The sequence below is a fragment of the Cellulomonas wangsupingiae genome (genome assembly GCF_024508275.1).
GTDB classification, from domain to species: domain Bacteria; phylum Actinomycetota; class Actinomycetes; order Actinomycetales; family Cellulomonadaceae; genus Cellulomonas; species Cellulomonas wangsupingiae.
Window position 1 is genome coordinate 3,701,702 of sequence record NZ_CP101989.1, and the last position, 17,577, is coordinate 3,719,278.

General features: G+C 73.7%; 13 protein-coding genes. 4 read left to right on the forward strand and 9 right to left on the reverse strand.

Features of this window, described 5'->3' with window-relative positions; translation table 11 throughout:
• Positions 1-3 precede the first annotated feature (3 nt).
• A complete protein-coding gene (locus NP075_RS17030) occupies positions 4-1,719 on the forward strand; it encodes a cation:proton antiporter (RefSeq protein ID WP_227565862.1) in 1,716 nt (571 codons plus the stop codon).
• Positions 1,720-1,785: 66 nt separating this feature from the next.
• On the opposite strand, the gene NP075_RS17035 is transcribed toward NP075_RS17030, so the two are convergent.
• Together NP075_RS17035 and NP075_RS17040 are read right to left on the reverse strand one after the other, a co-directional pair.
• A complete protein-coding gene (locus NP075_RS17035) occupies positions 1,786-2,106 on the reverse strand; it encodes a hypothetical protein (protein ID WP_227565863.1) in 321 nt (106 codons plus the stop codon).
• Positions 2,107-2,224: 118 nt separating this feature from the next.
• Positions 2,225-4,591: an ATP-binding cassette domain-containing protein gene (locus NP075_RS17040; protein ID WP_227565864.1), complete on the reverse strand. Its 2,367-nt coding sequence runs from the start codon at positions 4,589-4,591 to the stop codon at positions 2,225-2,227.
• 134 nt (positions 4,592-4,725) lie between these two features.
• On the opposite strand from NP075_RS17040, the gene NP075_RS17045 reads away from it, so the two are divergent.
• A complete protein-coding gene (locus tag NP075_RS17045) occupies positions 4,726-6,843 on the forward strand; it encodes a SpoIIE family protein phosphatase (protein WP_227565865.1) in 2,118 nt (705 codons plus the stop codon).
• Between the two features lie 81 nt (positions 6,844-6,924).
• Positions 6,925-7,848, forward strand: a complete 924-nt coding sequence (locus NP075_RS17050) for a VOC family protein (protein WP_227565867.1) — start codon at positions 6,925-6,927, stop codon at positions 7,846-7,848.
• On the opposite strand, the gene NP075_RS17055 is transcribed toward NP075_RS17050, so the two are convergent.
• A complete protein-coding gene (locus NP075_RS17055) occupies positions 7,799-8,371 on the reverse strand; it encodes a Fur family transcriptional regulator (protein ID WP_227565869.1) in 573 nt (190 codons plus the stop codon). The two genes, NP075_RS17050 and NP075_RS17055, sit on opposite strands and share 50 nt — an antisense overlap.
• Before the next feature lie 289 nt (positions 8,372-8,660).
• Here NP075_RS17055 and nicT point away from each other — a divergent pair, with 289 nt between their 5' ends.
• Positions 8,661-9,725, forward strand: coding sequence for a Nickel transporter NicT (nicT, locus tag NP075_RS17060; protein WP_227565876.1), 1,065 nt, complete (start codon positions 8,661-8,663; stop codon positions 9,723-9,725).
• An 18-nt stretch (positions 9,726-9,743) separates the two neighbouring features.
• Here the strand turns inward: nicT and NP075_RS17065 are convergent, their stop codons facing one another.
• The 6 genes from NP075_RS17065 to kdpF are packed head-to-tail and all read right to left on the reverse strand — an operon-like array spanning position 9,744 to position 17,568.
• The gene (locus NP075_RS17065; RefSeq protein WP_227565877.1) at positions 9,744-10,454 is read right to left on the reverse strand and encodes a response regulator; all 711 of its coding nucleotides are present in this window, start codon (positions 10,452-10,454) and stop codon (positions 9,744-9,746) included.
• Positions 10,451-12,973 carry a DUF4118 domain-containing protein gene (locus NP075_RS17070; protein ID WP_227565878.1) on the reverse strand — a complete coding sequence of 841 codons (2,523 nt, stop codon included), beginning with the start codon at positions 12,971-12,973 and terminating at the stop codon, positions 10,451-10,453. Before NP075_RS17070 ends, NP075_RS17065 begins: the two co-directional genes overlap by 4 nt.
• A 2-nt stretch (positions 12,974-12,975) precedes the next feature.
• A complete protein-coding gene (gene kdpC, locus NP075_RS17075) occupies positions 12,976-13,590 on the reverse strand; it encodes a potassium-transporting ATPase subunit KdpC (protein ID WP_227565879.1) in 615 nt (204 codons plus the stop codon).
• A gap of 53 nt (positions 13,591-13,643) precedes the next feature.
• Positions 13,644-15,806 (reverse strand): potassium-transporting ATPase subunit KdpB, encoded by a 2,163-nt coding sequence (kdpB, locus tag NP075_RS17080; RefSeq protein WP_227565880.1) that lies wholly within the window; start codon positions 15,804-15,806, stop codon positions 13,644-13,646.
• Positions 15,806-17,479 (reverse strand): potassium-transporting ATPase subunit KdpA, encoded by a 1,674-nt coding sequence (gene kdpA / locus NP075_RS17085; protein ID WP_227565882.1) that lies wholly within the window; start codon positions 17,477-17,479, stop codon positions 15,806-15,808. The genes kdpB and kdpA overlap by 1 nt, the downstream gene beginning before the upstream one ends.
• On the reverse strand, positions 17,479-17,568 hold the full coding sequence (gene kdpF, locus NP075_RS17090) for a K(+)-transporting ATPase subunit F (RefSeq protein ID WP_227565883.1): 90 nt from the start codon (positions 17,566-17,568) through the stop codon (positions 17,479-17,481). Before kdpF ends, kdpA begins: the two co-directional genes overlap by 1 nt.
• Positions 17,569-17,577 lie beyond the last annotated feature (9 nt).

A 17,577-nucleotide genomic window follows, 5' to 3' on the forward strand; every position in this document is an offset into this window, starting at 1 on the left:
CGCATGGACCCCCTGGCCTTCGCCGTCCTCGCCGTGCTGGTCATCGTCGGCGTCACGTCGTTCGCACCGCGTGTCGGGGTGGCCGCGCCGCTCCTGCTGGTCCTCATCGGGATGGGCGTGAGCCTGCTGCCGTTCGTCCCGGCGATCGAGATCGAGCCCGAGCTGATCCTCGGCGTGGTGCTCCCGCCGTTGCTCTACTCGTCGGCCAGGAACATCCCGACGATGGACTTCCGGCGCGACTTCCGGACCATCTCGGCCTTCTCCGTCGTGCTGGTCGTCGTGTCGGCCGTCGTCGTGGGGTTCGTCCTCGACCGGCTCGTGCCGGGGATCGACCTGGCGACCGGGATCGCGCTCGGGGCGATCGTGAGCCCGACGGACGCGGTGGCGACGTCGGTCGTCCGCAAGGCCGGCGTCTCACCGCGCATCGTGACGGTGCTCGAGGGCGAGTCCATGCTCAACGACGCGTCCGCGCTGGTGCTGCTGCGCTCGGCGATCGTCGCGACGTCCGGGGCGGTGTCCCTGTGGGGCGTCGCCGGGGACTTCGTGTTCGCCGTGGTCGTCGCGGTCGTCGTCGGGTACGTCGTGGGGCGGCTGCACGTGTGGGCCCGGGGGCACCTCGCGCAGACGACGTCGAACGTCGCGCTGTCGTTCGTCGTGCCGTTCGTCGCGTACCTGCCGGCCGAGCACCTCGGGGCGTCGGGGCTGGTCGCGGCCGTCACGGCCGGGCTCGTCACCGGGCACGCGGCACCCCGGGCGCTGCGCGCGGGCGACCGGGTCGCCGAGCACGCGGTGTGGCGCACGATCGAGCTGCTGCTCGAGGGAGCGGTCTTCCTGCTCATGGGACTGGAGGTGTTCGCCCTCGTCGAGGACGTGGAGCGCGTGCACGGCAGCGTGTCGACCGCCGTCGTGCTGGGCGCGCTCACCGCGACCCTCGTCCTGGCGCTGCGGTCGGCGTTCGTCGCGTGGTCGGTGTGGGAGCTGTCGCGCCGCTCCCAGCGCGACCCGCAGGTGCGTGACCGGCTCACGGACGCCCAGGCGCGGCTCGACGCGGGCGAGCCGGTGCGCGCGCCCGGCGGGCGTCGGGGACGGACCGCCGTCGAGGGTGCCGAGGCCGTGGGCCGGCAGGTCCGGCGCCGGATCGCCGACATCGACTACCTCACCGCCGAGCGCTTCGGGGTGCGCGAGGGCGTCGTGCTGGTGTGGGCCGGCATGCGCGGCGTCGTCACGCTGGCCGCCGCGCAGTCGCTGCCGTCGGACACCCCGCAGCGCTCGCTGCTGGTGCTCGTGGCGTTCGTCGTGGCCGCCGGCACGCTGCTCGTGCAGGGCGCCACGCTGCCGTGGCTCACGCACCGCCTCGGCCTGACGGGCCGCACCGAGAACGACGCCGCCGGGCTCGCGGCCCTGCGCGGCGAGCTGCGGCGTGCCGCTCTCGCCCGCCTGCAGGACCCGCGGCTGCGGCAGCCCGACGGCTCCCCGTTCCCCCCGGCGACGGTGGCCCGCGCCCGTGAGCGGCTCTCCGCGATCGAGACCGCCGTCGAGGCCGACGACGACACGCAGCCGGCCGACGACGCGGGCTTCGCGGTGTTCCTCGTGATGCTGCAGGCGCAGCGCGACGAGCTGCTGCGCCTGCGCGACCTGGGCACGTACCCGTCGTCGACGCTCCGGCGCGCGCTGGCCGAGCTCGACGCGATCCAGATCGGGCTCGAGCTGCGGCGCTGACCCGGGCGGCGCGCCGGGCGTGCCGGTCAGGCTGCGCGGCGGGACCGCGCCGTCAGGACCGCGTGGTCACGTCGGGCGTAGCGCGTCGACCCGGGCGCGCACCGCCGCCTCGGCCTGCCGCAGCAGGTCGAGCACCTCGTCGCGCAGCGCGGGGTCCAGGTGCAGGATGCCGACGACGACACCTCCGGCGAGCGCGAGCGTGAGCAGCGCCAGCGTCACGTCCCGCAGCAGGTGGCGCCCACCGTGCGCCGACGCGTGGCGCATCGCGCGCGCACGGCGTGCCGGACGCGTGTGGTGCGGGGGCCGGACCCAGGCGGGGTCACGGGCGTGGTGCGCGGCGCCGCGACGCTGCGGGACGGGGTACCTGCGATCCGCGACGGTCGCCATCACCTCAAACTAGACATTTCTCCTTGGACGCGCGTCCACCTTTCGTGTGGTGCGGCGCCCGTCGCAGCCTGCAGGCCGCCCCCGCCCAACCGTGCGTCGGTCGAACGTGACGACGCCGTCAGGCGCCCACGTACTGCGCCAGGTGCCGCCCGGTCAGCGTCGAGCGGTCGGCGACCAGCGCGGCCGGCGTCCCCTCGAACACCACGCGCCCGCCGTCGTGCCCGGCACCGGGGCCGAGGTCGATGATCCAGTCCGCGTGCGCCATGACGGCCTGGTGGTGCTCGATCACGATCACCGACTTGCCCGCGTCGACCAGCCGGTCGAGCAGCCCGAGCAGGTTCTCGACGTCGGCCAGGTGCAGGCCCGTGGTCGGCTCGTCGAGCACGTAGACGCCCCCCTTGTCGCCCAGGTGCGTCGCCAGCTTGAGGCGCTGGCGCTCGCCGCCGGACAGCGTGGTGAGCGGCTGGCCGAGCGTGACGTACCCCAGCCCGACGTCGACGAGGCGCTGCAGGATCGCGTGCGCCGCGGGGATGCGGGACTCGCCGGCCGAGAAGAACTCCTCGGCGACGGTGGCGGGCATCGCGAGCACCTCGCTGATGTCCCGCCCGCCGAGCCGGTACTCCAGCACCTCGGCCATGAAGCGGCGGCCCTCGCAGACCTCGCACGTGGTGGAGACGCCCGCCATCATGCCGAGGTCGGTGTAGACGACGCCGGCGCCGTTGCAGACGGGGCACGCGCCCTCGGAGTTCGCGCTGAACAGCGCGGGCTTCACGCCGTTGGCCTTGGCGAACGCCTTGCGGATCGGCTCGAGCAGCCCGGTGTAGGTCGCGGGGTTGGAACGGCGGGAGCCCTTGATGGCGCCCTGGTCGACCGTCACGACCTCGTCGCGCGGGGCGAGCGAGCCGTGGATGAGCGAGCTCTTGCCCGACCCGGCCACGCCCGTGACGACGACCAGCACGCCCAGGGGCACGTCGACGTCGACGTCGCGCAGGTTGTGCGTGGACGCGCCGCGGATCTCGATCGCGCCGGTCGGTGTGCGGACCTCGGGCTTGAGCGTCGCGCGGTCGTCGAGGTGGCGCCCGGTGAGGGTGCCGCTGCTCCGCAGGCCCTCGACCGTGCCCTCGAACACCACGTGCCCGCCGTCGGTGCCCGCGCCGGGACCGAGGTCGACGACGTGGTCGGCGATCGCGATGGCCTCCGGCTTGTGCTCGACGACGAGCACGGTGTTGCCCTTGTCCCGCAGGCGCAGCAGCAGGTCGTTCATGCGCGCGATGTCGTGCGGGTGCAGCCCGACGGTCGGCTCGTCGAAGACGTAGGTGACGTCCGTCAGCGACGAGCCGAGGTGCCGGATCATCTTGGTGCGCTGCGCCTCGCCGCCGGACAGCGTGCCGGACGGCCGGTCGAGCGACAGGTAGCCCAGCCCGATCTCGACGAACGAGTCGAGGGCTTCGCGCAGCACCGTGAGCAGCGGCGCCACGGACGGCTCGTCGAGGTCGCGGACCCAGGCGGCGAGGTCGGTGATCTGCAGCGCGCAGAGGTCGGCGATGTTGCGGCCGCCGATCCGCGACGCACGGGCACCCTCGTTCAGCCGCGTGCCGGCGCACTCGGGGCACGTCTGGAACGTGATCGCCCGCTCGACGAACGCGCGGATGTGCGGCTGCATCGCGTCGACGTCCTTGGCGAGGAAGGACTTCTGGATCTTCGGGATCAGCCCCTCGTAGGTGACGTTGATGCCCTCGACCTTGAGCTTGGTCGGCTCCTGGTAAAGCAGTCCGTGCAGCTGCTTCTCGGTGAACTCGCGGATCGGCCGGTCGGGCGGGAAGAGGCCGCTCGCGCGGAAGATGCGCCCGTACCAGCCGTCCATCGTGTACCCGGGGACGGTCAGCGCGCCCTCCTCGAGCGACAGGCTGTCGTCGTAGAGCGCGGTGAGGTCGAAGTCGTTGACCTTGCCCATGCCCTCGCAGCGGGGGCACATGCCGCCGATCTGCTCGAACGACACCTTCTCGGCACGCTTGTGCCCGCGGTCGACCGAGATCGCCCCGCTGGCGCGGACGGTCGGCACGTTGAACGAGTACGCCTGCGGCGATCCGATGTGGGGGTCCCCCAGCCGGCTGAACAGGATCCGCAGCATCGCGTTGGCGTCCGTCACGGTGCCGACGGTCGAGCGCGAGTTGGCGCCCATCCGCTCCTGGTCGACGATGATCGCGGTCGTCAGGCCGTCGAGGACGTCGACGTCCGGACGCGCGAGCGTCGGCATGAAGCCCTGGACGAACGCGCTGTACGTCTCGTTGATGAGCCGCTGGGACTCCGCGGCGATCGTGCTGAACACCAGGGAGCTCTTGCCGGAGCCCGAGACCCCCGTGAACACCGTGAGGCGCCGCTTGGGCAGCTCGATGCTGACGTCCTGGAGGTTGTTCTCCCGTGCGCCGTGCACACGGATGAGGTCGTGACTGTCGGCGCGGGTGCCGGGCGGGGACGGGCTCATGTGTCCTCCAGGTCGGGCGGGCGCGACCAGCGTAGGGCGGACGTGTGACATGCCTCCCGTCGTCACCCCTCGCCTCGCCGCGCCCACCCGCGCGTGGCACGCTCCGGGGACGAAGGACCGACGAGGAGGCCACGTTGCAGGGACCGCCGGACGGCGAGGAGCACGAGCCTCTCCGCGTCGACGCACGCGAGGCGCGCCTCGCGCTGCTCGACTCCGCCGCCCAGGCCGCCGGGCTCGGCACGTTCGAGTGGGACCTCACGACCGGCGCGCTGCACTGGGACGCGGCGCTCCTGGAGGTCTTCGGCTACGACGCGGACACGTTCGGCGGCACGATCGCCGCGTTCGACGCGCGGCTGCACGCGGCCGATGCGAGCGCCGTGTCGGCCGCCGTCGACACGGCCATCGCCACGTGCGGCGTGTACGAGGCCGAGTTCCGCGTGGTCCGGCCCGACGGCACGGTGCGCTGGCTGTCGGCCCGCGGGCGCGCGCTGGCCGGACCGTCGGGGCAGGCCACGCACCTCATCGGCGTCACCACCGACACCACCGCGCTGCGGGAGCGGGACCTGCAGGTCCAGCAGGTCCTCGAGGGCATGTCGACCGGCTACTTCTGGCTCGACGAGGACTGGCTGTTCCGGCACGTCAACGCCGAGGCCGAGCTCATCCTCGCCACCACCCGCGCCGACCTGCTCGGGAACTCGATCTGGGAGCTGTTCCCCGCCGCCCTCGGCACGCCGTTCGAGGAGCACTACCGCGCGGTCGCGCGCACCGGGGAGCCCCGGGTGTTCGACGCCTGGTACCCGCCGCCGCTCGACGCCTGGTACGAGGTGCGGGCCGTCCCCGAGCGCGGGGGCGTCGCCGTGTACTTCACGGACGTCACCGAGCGCCGCCGGGCCCTCGAGCAGGCCGAGGAGGGCCGCGCGCGGGCGGACCTGCTCGCCCGGGTCGCCGCCGTGATGGCCGACGCCGTGGAGCCGGTGCAGGCGCTGGAGGCCGTGCTGCCGCACCTGGTGCCCGCCGTCGCCGACTTCGCGATCGCCAGCCTGCTGGACGACGGCACGGCCCCGTGGCGCACGCGGCTGCGCGACGTGGCGGCGCTGCACGCCGACCCGCGCACGCAGCCGCTGCTCGACGAGTACCGCTCGCTGCGGGTGCCCGCCCTGTCCCGCACCTCGCTGGTTGCCGAGGTCCTCACGACGTCGCGGCCGGCGCTGCGCTACGGCTCCCCGTCGCTGGAGGACATCGTCAACCCCGGCCCGGTGCGCGACCTGCTCGCGCGGCTCGCGCCCGAGACGCTGATGGTCCTGCCCCTGCGCGGGCGGGGACGCACGCGGGGCGTCGTCACGCTCGCGCGCGGCGCCGACCGCGACGCGTTCCGTGACACCGACGTCGCGGCGCTGCGCGACGTGACGGCCCAGATCGGCCTCGCGCTCGACAACGCGCACCTGCACTCCGCGCGTCGCGACCTCACCGAGGAGCTGCAGCGCAGCCTGCTCACCGAGCTGCCCGAGCCGGACCACCTGCACCTCGTCGCGCGGTACGTGCCGGCCTCGACCGGCACGCAGATCGGGGGCGACTGGTACGACGCGTTCCTCCTGCGCGACGGCTGCACGTGCCTGGTGATCGGTGACGTGACGGGCCACGACCTGCAGGCCGCGGTGAAGATGGCGCAGATCCGCAACGTGCTGCGCGGCGGTGCGCACGCGGTCGTGCAGCCGCCCGCGGCCATCCTGTCGGCCTTCGACTGGGCCGCGCAGGACCTGGCCATCGACGCCCTGAGCACCGCGGTGCTCGCCCGGATCGAGCAGCCGCCCGACCTGGCGGAGCGCGGTCTGCGGCTGCTGCGCTGGTCGAACGCGGGCCACCTGCCGCCGCTGCTGGTCCGTCCTGACGGACGGGCCGAGCTGCTGCGCCGGCCGAGCGACGTCCTGCTCGGGCTGCGCCGGCACGCCGTGCGGCACGACCACACCGAGGTGATCGCCCCCGGGGCGACCGTCCTGCTCTACACCGACGGCCTCGTCGAGCACCGGGGCGAGCGCCTGGACGTGAGCCTGGAGCGGCTGCGCGCGAGCGTCGAGCGGCTGGCGCACCTCCCGCTGGAGGAGTTCTGCGACGCGGTGCTCGACGAGCTCACCCCCTCCCACGAGGACGACGTGGCCCTGCTGGCCATGCGTGCCTTCCCCGAGGACGAGTCGCGGCCGCCGGAGTCGGGGCCCGAGAAGCTCCCGGAGGGGTACGTCGCGACGGAGTCCTGACGGCACCCGGGCCACTTGGTTGACGGTTGAACGGAACGCGTCTAGCCTTCAGTTGTCTTGACAACTATCTAGGAGACGACGATGCCCACGCCGACCGCACGCACCCACGACGACGTCCTCGCGCCCGCCACGGCCATGGACGCGGTGACGCTGCACGTCGGCGACCTCAAGGGCATGGCGACGTACTACGCCGACGCCCTCGCGCTCGAGCCGCTCGAGGAGCGCGGCCGCGGACGGCACGTGCACCGCGTCCTCGGCCGCGGCGCCACGCCCCTGCTGCGCCTGGTCCACACCCCCGGCCTGCCGGCGGTCGACCCGCGGCAGGCCGGCCTGTTCCACACCGCGTTCCTCTTCGACGACGCGGCCGGGCTCGCGGCCACCGTCTACCGCGCCGCGCAGGACCCGCGCAGCCGGTTCGTCGGGTCGAGCGACCACCTGGTGTCCGAGGCGTTCTACTTCACGGACCCCGAGGGCAACGGCATCGAGCTGTACACCGACCGCGACCGCGACCTGTGGCTGCACCGCGACGGCAACGTCGTCATGGGCACCGAGCACCTCGACCCGAACGCCTACCTGCGCGAGCACCTCACGCAGGAGGCCGTCGACGCCGGCCCCGCACTGGCCGGGCGCGTCGGGCACGTGCACCTGCAGGTCGGCGACATCGCGACCGCCGAGGCGTTCTACCTCGACGCCCTGGGGTTCGAGGCCACCGTGCGCGGCTACCCCGGCGCGCTGTTCGCGTCCGCCGGCGGCTACCACCACCACGTCGCGATGAACACGTGGAACAGCCGCGGCGCCGGCCCGCGCGCGTCCACGCTCGGCCTCGGCGACGTCGCGGTGACGGTCCCCGCGCGCGACGACCTCGACGCGCTCGTGGGCAGGCTGCGGGCGCGCGGCCTGGCGTTCGCCGACGACGGCCGGTCCGTCTCCGTGCGCGACCCCTGGGACACGCAGGTCACGGTGTCGCTGCCGGGGACGACGACGGAGGACCTCCTCGCGCGCTGACGGTGCGGGCGTCCGGCGTCGCGCAGGACGCGCACAGCCCCGACAGCGCCACGTGCGTCGGCTCCACGACGAACCCGAGGTCACGCACCACGGCACCCGCCACGCCGTCGAGCAGGTCCGCCGGCAGGTCCTGGACCGCGCCGCACCGGCGGCACTCGGCGTGCAGGTGCTCGCGGCCGCCGTGGGCCAGGTGGTACGCGGTGCCCGTGCGCCGGACGTGCACGTGCTGGACGACCCCGAGCTCGCCGAGCGCGTCGAGCGTGCGGTAGACGGTGGCGCGGTGCACCCCGGGGACGACGCCCGCCACGCGCGCGACGACCTCCTCGGCACCGAGGTGGCCGCCGTCGCGCGCGAGCACGTCGAGCACCGCTCGGCGGGCGCGGGTCATGCGCTCCCCGCGGGCCCGCAGCAGCACGCCGACGCGGGCGATGGTCGCCACCACGTCCACGGCGGACGTCGGCGCGGGCCCTGCGTCCGGCACCTGCACCACCGGCGCCGCGGGCCGTGACTCCTCGCCGGCCATCGACCTCACCGTCCCCTCGCGACGGGCGGCACGGGCGCACGACCACGTCCCGTTCGTCCGGGTCCACTGTAGGACGGGCGGTACGCCGGGTGTGGCCCCATCTGATGCAGTCACGACCGAGTCGCAGTAGCGTGGCGGTGGCCGCACGCACCTGTCCCCCGCTGGTGCCACGCACTCCGGGGGGAACGCCGTGTCCGCATCACCGAGCACTCGCGCAGGGGACGTCGACGGCCAGGGACGACCGGGCCGGGGACGACCGCTGCGCGGACGGCTGAGCCGCGGCGAGTGGGTGTCGATCTCCGTGATGGCGTCCGTCGTCCTCGCCCTGACGGTCGTCGGGTGGGGCGTGCTCGTCCTCGTCGTCGCGCCGGCCCACTTCCAGGTCGACTCGACGACGGTGTTCGGCGTCGGCCTCGGGCTGACGGCCTACACCCTGGGCATGCGGCACGCCTTCGACGCCGACCACATCGCCGCCATCGACAACACGACCCGCAAGCTCATGGCGGACGGCCAGCGGCCGGTGTCCGTCGGCTTCTGGTTCTCCCTCGGCCACTCGACCATCGTGTTCCTGCTGTGCGCCCTGCTCGCCTTCGGCGTCCGGGCGCTCGCCGGCCAGGTGTCCGACGAGACGTCGACGCTGCAGCAGACGACCGGCCTCATCGGCATCTCCGTCTCCGCGGTCTTCCTGCTGCTCATCGGCGTCATCAACCTCGTCGTGCTGCGCCAGATCCTGCGGGTGTTCCGGGACATGCGCACCGGCGCGTACGACGAGGCCGCGCTCGAGCAGCACCTCGCCAACCGCGGGCTGATGAACCGGATCCTGTCGGGGGCGACGAAGTCGGTGCGCAAGCCGTGGCACATGTACCCCGTGGGGCTGCTGTTCGGCCTGGGCTTCGACACGGCCACCGAGGTCTCGCTGCTCGTGCTCGCCGGCGGTGCCGCCGCGTTCGAGCTGCCCTGGTACGCGATCCTCACGCTGCCCGTGCTGTTCGCGGCCGGGATGACCCTGCTCGACTCGATCGACGGGTGCTTCATGAACTTCGCCTACGGCTGGGCGTTCTCCACGCCCGTGCGCAAGGTGTACTACAACATCACCGTCACCGGGCTGTCCGTGGCCGTCGCGCTGCTCATCGGGGGCATCGAGGTGATGTCGGTCCTGTCCGAGAAGCTGGGCCTGGAGTCCGGGCCGGTGGCGTGGATCGGTGGCCTGGACCTGGGGTACGTCGGCTTCGTCGTCGTAGGGCTGTTCGTCGCCACCTGGGCCGTGTCCCTGGCGGTGTGGCGGTTCGGCCACGTCGAGGAGCGCTGGACGGCGGACCTGCGACCGGCGCCGTCCACGCCCGACCAGCCGTGAGCACCTGCGCGCGGGACGTCACGCGTCGGGCGACGCCCCGTCGTCGGGCGCGAAGCGGTAGCCCATGCCCGCCTCGGTGAGCAGGTGCCGGGGGCGCGCGGGCTCGGGCTCGAGCTTCTTGCGCAGCTGGGCGACGTACAGCCGCAGGTAGCCGGTGTCGGTGACGTGCTGCGAGCCCCAGATCTCCGTGAGCAGGGTCTGACGGGTGACCAGCCGCCCGGGGTTGCGCACGAGCCGCTCGAGGACCTGCCACTCGGTGGGCGTCAGGCGCACGGGCACCCCGGCACCGTCCGGGCCGCGCAGCACGGTGCGCGCCGACAGGTCCACGGTCACGTCGCCGAACCGCACGACCGGCTCCGCGTCGACGCCGTGCCCGACGCGCCGCGTCAGCGCCCGGATGCGGGCCAGCAGCTCCTCGATCGAGAACGGCTTGGTCACGTAGTCGTCGGCACCCGCGTCGAGCGCCTCGACCTTGTCGGTCGCGCCCGTGCGCCCCGACACGACGAGGATCGGCGCCTGGGACCAGCCGCGCACGGCGTGGATGACGTCGACGCCGTCGAGCCCGGGCATGCCGAGGTCGAGCATGAGGACGTCGGGCCGGTGGTCGACGGCCTGGGTGATCGCCTGCGGGCCGGACCTCGCGGTGACGATCTCGTACCCCTGCGCCGCGAGCGTGATGCGCAGCGCGCGCAGGATCTGCGGGTCGTCGTCCGCGATGAGGATCCTCATGCCGCACCCTCCGCCGTGCGCGCCGTGCCACCCGTGCCACCCGGGGCCGCGACGGCCGGCAGCGCCACCACCATCGTGAGCCCGCCGCCCGGTGTGTCCTCGGGTGTCAGCGTCCCGCTCATCCCCGTGACGAACCCCTTCGAGAGCGCCAGCCCCAGCCCTAGCCCGGTCGAGTTGTCGGTGTCCCCGAGGCGCTGGAACGGCACGAAGACGTCGTCGCGCCGCTCGCGCGGGATCCCCGGGCCGTGGTCCACGACGCGGATCTGCACGGCCCCGGCGAACGCGCTGGTCGCGACGCGCACCCGCGTGCCCGGCGGCGCGTGGCGCGTCGCGTTGGCCAGCAGGTTCACCATGACGCGCTGCAGCAGCACGGGATCGGCGACGACCGGCGGCACCTCGAGGTCCAGGTCGAGCTCGACCTCGTGCGGGCCCAGCCCCAGCTCGTCGAGGGCCGGCACCACGACGTCGGCGACGTCGACGTGCGCGCGCGCGAACGCCAGCACGCCCGCGTCGAGCCGGCTGACGTCGAGCAGGTCGGTCATGAGCGTCGCGAGCGCGCGCAGGCTCTCGTCGGCGGTGTCCAGCAGCTCGGCGCGGTCGGCGGCGCTGAGCCGGTCGCCCGCCGTGCGCAGGCCCCCGACGGCGGCCGTCGCGGCGCTGAGCGGGCGGCGCAGGTCGTGGCTGAGCGCGGACAGCAGCGCGCTGCGCACGCGGTCGGACTCGGTGAGGTGGTCGACCGCGCTGGCCACCGACGCGAGGTCGCTGTGCTCGAGCGCGGCACGCAGCTGCACCGCGATGACGTTGAGCAGCCGTCGCTCGGACGCCGCCAGGTCCGACCCGTACAGCTCGAGCACCGCGCGCTCGTCGACGGCCACGGTCGAGGACGGCTCCCCCGGCGGCACGTCGCCGTCCGACGCGAGCACCGTGCCGTCCACGACGAGCCGCGCGGCCGTCATGCCGAACGCCTCGCGCGCGCGGTCGACGAGCGCCTGCACCGCGTCCTGCCCGCGCAGCACGCCGCCCGCGACGGTGGCCAGCAGCTCGGACTCCGCGGCGGCGCGGTGCGCCGCGCGCGTCGTCCGGGCCGCGCGGTCCACCACCACGCTGACCAGCACGGCGATGACGACGTACAGCACGAGCGTCAGCAGCTGCACCGGGTCGGCGACGGTGACCGTGCGGTACGGCTCGACGAAGAAGTAGTCGATCGTCAGACCCGACAGCACGGCGGCGTACACCGCGGGCCACGCCCCGCCCACGAGCGCGACGAGGACGACCAGGAGCTGGTAGGCCAGCACGTCGGTGCTCGCCGTGTCCTCGCCGCGGGCCGCCACGAGCACCCACGTCAGCAGCGGCCCGCCGACGACCGCGAGCGCGAACCCCGCGACGCGGCGTCGCAGCGTCAGCGCACCGCCGATGCGCGGCAGCCGCGGCCGCCCGCCGGCAGCGGCGTGGTTGACGACGTGCACGTCGATCTTGCCCGCCTCGCGCGTGACCGTGGCCCCGATGCCCGGCCCGCTGAGCGCGGTGGTGAGCCACCCACGGCGCGAGACGCCGATGACGAGCTGGGTGGCGTCCACCGCGGTCGCGAACTCCACGAGCGCGCGGGGCACGTCGTCACCGACGACCTGGTGGTACGTCCCGCCGAGCTGCTCGACGAGCTCGCGCTGGTGCGCCAGCGCGCCGGGTGCGGCGCCGCGCAGCCCGTCCTGGCTGGTCACGTGCACGGCGAGCAGCTGCCCCCCGGCCGAGCGGGCCGCGATGCGCGCGCCCCGGCGGATGAGCGTCTCCCCCTCGGGCCCGCCGGTGAGCGTGACGACGACCCGCTCGCGCGCCTCCCACGGGCTGTCGATGCCGTGCTCGGTGCGGTACAGCCGCAGGGCGGCGTCGACCTCGTCGGCCAGCCACAGCAGCGCGAGCTCGCGCAGCGCCGTGAGGTTGCCGAGGCGGAAGTAGTTCGACAGCGCGGCGTCGATGCGCTCGGCCGGGTACACGTGCCCGCCCGCGAGCCGGTCGCGCAGCGCCTGCGGCGCGAGGTCGACGACCTCGATCTGGTCGGCCGCACGCAGCACCGCGTCGGGGATGGTCTCGCGCTGGACGACGCCCGTGATCTTCTCGACGACGTCGTTGAGCGACTCGATGTGCTGGATGTTGACCGTCGACAGCACGTCGATCCCGGCGTCGAGCAGCGTGTCGACGTCCTGCCAGCGCTTGGTGTGCGCCAGGCCCGGGGCGTTGGTGTGCGCGAGCTCGTCGACCAGCGCGACGTCCGGCCGGCGGGCCAGCACGGCGTCGACGTCGACCTCGGTCAGCTCGACCCCCCGGTGCCGCACGACGCGGCGCGGCACCACCTCGAGCCCGTCGACCATGGCGGCCGTCGCGGCGCGGCCGTGGGTCTCCACGACCGCGACCACGACGTCACGTCCCTCGTCGCGCAGGCGGCGGCCCTCCTCGAGCATCGCGTACGTCTTGCCGACGCCCGGTGCCGCCCCGAGCAGGACGCGGAGCCGTCCACGCGCCATGCTCAGCCCTCCAGGTCGTCGAGGGCGAGGTTGAGCCGCAGCACGTTGACGGTCGGTTCGCCCACGAACCCCAGGCCGCGTCCCCCAGTGTGCCGCGCGACGAGCGCCGTGACGGTCTCCCCGTCCAGGCCGCGCGCGTCGGCCACCCGCGCGACCTGCAGCGCGGCGTACGCAGGGCTGATGTGCGGGTCCAGTCCGGACGCCGACGCCGTGACGGCGTCGGCCGGCACGTCGGCCGGGTCGACGCCCTCGAGCGCGGCCACCCGCGCGCGCCGGTCCTCGATCGCGGCGACCAGGTCCGGGTTCTCCGGACCGAGGTTGGACCCCGACGACGCGCCCGCGTCGTACCCGTCGCCCGCGGCCGACGGGCGCGGCTGGAAGTACTGCGGCAGCGGCTCGCCGTCGGCGCCGGTGAACGACTGGCCGATCAGCGCGGACCCGACGACCTCGCCGTCGGGCCCCGCCACGAGCGAGCCGTCCGCCTGGGCTGGGGCGACGAGCTGCGCCACCCCCGTGACGACGGCCGTGTAGCCGACGCCGAGGACGAGCGTGAGGACGATCATCGCGCGGGCCGCGACGGCCAGGGTGCGGCCGACGCTGCGGGTCGTGGTGCTCATGTGCGGTGTCTCCATGTCAGGAAGCCGGGTCGGAAGCCGTGTCGGGAGCCCGGTCAGAAGCCGGGGAGGTGGCGGACGACCAGGTCGATGAGCCAGATGCCCACGAACGGCGCGACGATGCCCCCGACGCCGTAGACCAGCAGGTTGCGGCCGAGGATCGCCGAGGCGTCGAGCGGCCGGTACCGCACACCGCGCAGCGCGAGCGGGATGAGCGCCACGATGACCAGCGCGTTGAAGATGATCGCGGACAGCACGGCCGACGACGGCGAGCTCAGGCCCATGACGTTCAGCGCCTGCAGCCCCGGGAACACGCCCATGAACATCGCGGGGATGATCGCGAAGTACTTGGCGACGTCGTTGGCGATCGAGAACGTCGTCAGTGCGCCGCGCGTGATGAGCAGCTGCTTGCCGATGCGCACGACGTCGATGAGCTTGGTCGGGTCCGAGTCGAGGTCGACCATGTTGCCGGCCTCCTTCGCGGCCGACGTGCCCGAGTTCATCGCCATGCCGACGTCCGCCTGCGCCAGGGCGGGGGCGTCGTTGGTGCCGTCGCCCGTCATGGCGACGAGGTGGCCGCCCTCCTGCTCCTTGCGGATCAGTGCGAGCTTGTCCTCGGGCGTCGCCTCGGCGAGGAAGTCGTCGACGCCCGCCTCGGCGGCGATGGCGCGCGCCGTCAGGGGGTTGTCGCCCGTGATCATCACGGTGCGGATGCCCATGGAGCGCAGCTCGGCGAACCGCTGGGCCAGGCCCTCCTTGACGACGTCCTTGAGGTGCACGACACCCAGGACGCGACCCGGCTGCCCGGGCGCCTTGACCGCGACGACCAGCGGCGTGCCGCCGGACTGCGCGACGTGCTCGACCGCCGCCGTCATCTCGGCACGCAGGTCGTCGGCCAGGGGTGTGCCTCCCGCCTCGAGCCACGCGGTGACGGCCGTGCCGGCACCCTTGCGGATCTGCGTGCCGTCCGGCTCGTCCAGGCCCGACATCCGGGTCTGCGCGGTGAACGGCACGATGTCGCCGGCGACGCCCTGGCCGACGTCGACGCCGTTGCGCCGCGCGAGGTCGACGATCGAGGTGCCCTCGGGCGTCGGGTCCGCCAGCGAGGACACCGCCGCGGCCCGCACGAGCTCGGCCTGGGGCGTACCGCCCAGGGCGAGGAACTCGGCCGCCTGCCGGTTGCCGTGGGTGATCGTGCCGGTCTTGTCGAGCAGCAGCGTGGTCACGTCGCCCGCGGCCTCCACGGCCCGCCCCGACATCGCGAGCACGTTGCGCTGCACGAGCCGGTCCATGCCGGCGATGCCGATCGCGGACAGCAGCGCACCGATCGTCGTCGGGATCAGGCAGACGAGCAGCGCGACGAGCACCGCGACGCTCACCGGCGCCGCCGCGTACGACGCGATCGGGTTCAGCGTGAGCGCCACCACGACGAACACGATCGACAGGGACGCCAGCAGGATCGACAGGGCGATCTCGTTGGGGGTCTTCTGCCGGCTCGCGCCCTCGACCAGCGCGATCATCCGGTCGACGAACGTCTCGCCCGGCTTCGAGGTGATCCGCACGACGATCCGGTCGGACAGCACGCGCGTCCCGCCGGTGACCGCGGACCGGTCGCCGCCGGACTCGCGGATCACCGGGGCCGACTCCCCCGTGATGGCGGACTCGTCGACCGACGCGATGCCCTGGACGATCTCGCCGTCACCGGGCACCAGCTCGCCCGCCGTCACCACGACGACGTCGCCGAGCCGCAGGTCCGCCGACGACACCTCGACGAGGCGCGCCCGCGTGGCGTCGGGGTCCGCGACCTCGTCGTACGCCGCGACCTTCTGCGCCGCGGTGGCGGTGCGGGTGCGGCGCAGCGAGTCGGCCTGGGCCCTGCCGCGCCCCTCCGCGACGGACTCGGCGAGGTTGGCGAACAGCACGGTGAGCCACAGGACGACCGCGATGACGGCGGTGAACGCGGCGGGCACCTGCGTGCCGCCGGACGGCGCCGGACCGCCCGCGAAGGGCTCGACCACGGCGATCACGCTGGTCAGCGCGGCGCCGACCCACACGATGAACATCACGGGGTTACGCCACATGCCGCGCGGGTCGAGCTTGCGGAAGGCCCCGGGCACGGCTGCCCGGACCTGCGTCCAGGTGAACGCACCGCTCGGGGTGGGGGCCGGTGCCGCGGCGGACGCCGTCGGCTCGGCGGGACGCGTGAGGGTGGTGGACATCAGATCAGCCCTTCCGCCAGGGGACCCAGCGCGAGAACGGGGAAGTAGGTCAGTACCGTGAGGATCACGACGACGCCCGCGAGCAGCCCCACGAACTGCGGGCGGTGGGTGGGCAGCGTCCCGGCGCTCGACGGGACCTTGTCCTGCGCCGCGAGCGACCCGGCGAGCGCGAGGACGAGGGCGATCGGCACGAACCGGCCCAGCAGGATCGCGACGCCGAGCGCCGTGTTCAGCCACGGCGTGTTGGCGGTGATACCGGCGAACGCCGACCCGTTGTTGTTGGCGGCCGACGTGAAGGCGTACAGCACCTCCGACATGCCGTGCACGCCCGGGTTCCAGATCGACGTGCCCTCGACGCTGTCCCGCAGCGCGGGGACCGCGAAGCTCAGCGCGGTGCCCGCGAGCACGAGCGTGGGCGTCACGAGGATGTACAGGCTCGCGAGCTTGATCTCCCGCGGGCCGACCTTCTTGCCCAGGTACTCGGGCGTGCGGCCCACGAGCAGGCCCGCGACGAACACCGCGATGACCGCGAGCACGAGCATCCCGTACAGGCCGGACCCGACACCGCCGGGCGCGACCTCGCCGAGCATCATGTTGAGCATCGGCAGCATGCCGCCGAGCGCGGTGTACGAGTCGTGCATGGAGTTCACCGCGCCCGTCGACGTGCCGGTGCCCGTCGTCGCGAACAGCGCGGTCCACACGATCCCGAAGCGGGTCTCCTTGCCCTCGGTCGCCGCGCCCGCGAGCTGCGGGGCGGTGCCCATGGCGGCCGACTCCAGCGCGACGAGCGCGAGGAACGACACCGTGAAGATCGCGGCCATCGTCCCGGCGATCGCGTACCCCTGGCGGTGGTCGCCGACCATGCGGCCGAACGTGCGCGGCAGGCAGAACGGGATGACGAGCATGAGCAGGATCTGCAGCAGGTTGGTCCACTGCGTCGGGTTCTCGAACGGGTGCGCGGAGTTGGCGTTGAAGAAGCCGCCGCCGTTGGTGCCGAGCATCTTGATCGCCTCCTGCGAGGCCACGGGCCCGCCGGGGATGCTCTGCGTGCCGCCCGCGAGCGTCGTCACGTCCGTGAAGCCCGCGACGTTCTGCACGACGCCGCCCACGACGAGCGCGAGCGCCGCGACCGTCGCGACCGGCAGCAGGATCCGCAGGCAGCCGCGCACGAGGTCGACCCAGAAGTTGCCGATCGTGCCCGAGCGTCGGGAGGCGAACCCGCGGACGACGGCGACGGCGACGGCCATGCCGACCGCGGCGGACACGAAGTTCTGCACCACCAGCCCGGCGGCCTGGACGGTGTAGCCGAGCGTGACCTCGGGCGAGTACGACTGCCAGTTGGTGTTGCCGACGAACGACGCGGCGGTGTTGAACGACAGGTGCTCCGAGGGCGCCGGCAGCCCCAGGGACCAGGGCAGCCACTGCTGCGTGCGCTGCAGCGCGTAGACGACGACCATCCCGACGAACGAGAAGGCCAGCACGCTGCGCAGGTAGGCGGGCCACGTCTGCTCGGTGCGCGGGGCGACGCCGAGCACGCGGTAGACGCCGCGCTCGACCCTCCAGTCCCGGTCGGTGCTGTAGACGTGCGCCATGTAGTCGCCGAACGGGCGGTACAGCGCCGCGAGGACGAGGAGGACGGCTCCGAGGCTCAGGAGCGCCAGCGGGGCCGTCATCAGAACCGCTCCGGCTTCACGAGCGCGACGACGAGGTAGACGACCGCGGCGACGGCCAGCACGGCCGCGATCAACTCGAGGACGATCACAGCTTCTCC

Excerpts from the sequence above, each read along its gene's own strand:
- NP075_RS17030 (WP_227565862.1), top strand. The coding sequence starts at position 4 with ATGGACCCCCTGGCCTTCGCCGTCCTCGCCGTGCTGGTCATCGTCGGC.
- NP075_RS17035 (WP_227565863.1), bottom strand. The coding sequence starts at position 2,106 with ATGGCGACCGTCGCGGATCGCAGGTACCCCGTCCCGCAGCGTCGCGGC.
- NP075_RS17040 (WP_227565864.1), bottom strand. The coding sequence starts at position 4,591 with ATGAGCCCGTCCCCGCCCGGCACCCGCGCCGACAGTCACGACCTCATC.
- NP075_RS17050 (WP_227565867.1), top strand. The coding sequence starts at position 6,925 with ATGCCCACGCCGACCGCACGCACCCACGACGACGTCCTCGCGCCCGCC.
- NP075_RS17055 (WP_227565869.1), bottom strand. The coding sequence starts at position 8,371 with ATGGCCGGCGAGGAGTCACGGCCCGCGGCGCCGGTGGTGCAGGTGCCG.
- NP075_RS17065 (WP_227565877.1), bottom strand. The coding sequence starts at position 10,454 with ATGAGGATCCTCATCGCGGACGACGACCCGCAGATCCTGCGCGCGCTG.
- NP075_RS17070 (WP_227565878.1), bottom strand. The coding sequence starts at position 12,973 with ATGGCGCGTGGACGGCTCCGCGTCCTGCTCGGGGCGGCACCGGGCGTC.
- kdpC (WP_227565879.1), bottom strand. The coding sequence starts at position 13,590 with ATGAGCACCACGACCCGCAGCGTCGGCCGCACCCTGGCCGTCGCGGCC.
- kdpB (WP_227565880.1), bottom strand. The coding sequence starts at position 15,806 with ATGTCCACCACCCTCACGCGTCCCGCCGAGCCGACGGCGTCCGCCGCG.
- kdpA (WP_227565882.1), bottom strand. The coding sequence starts at position 17,479 with ATGACGGCCCCGCTGGCGCTCCTGAGCCTCGGAGCCGTCCTCCTCGTC.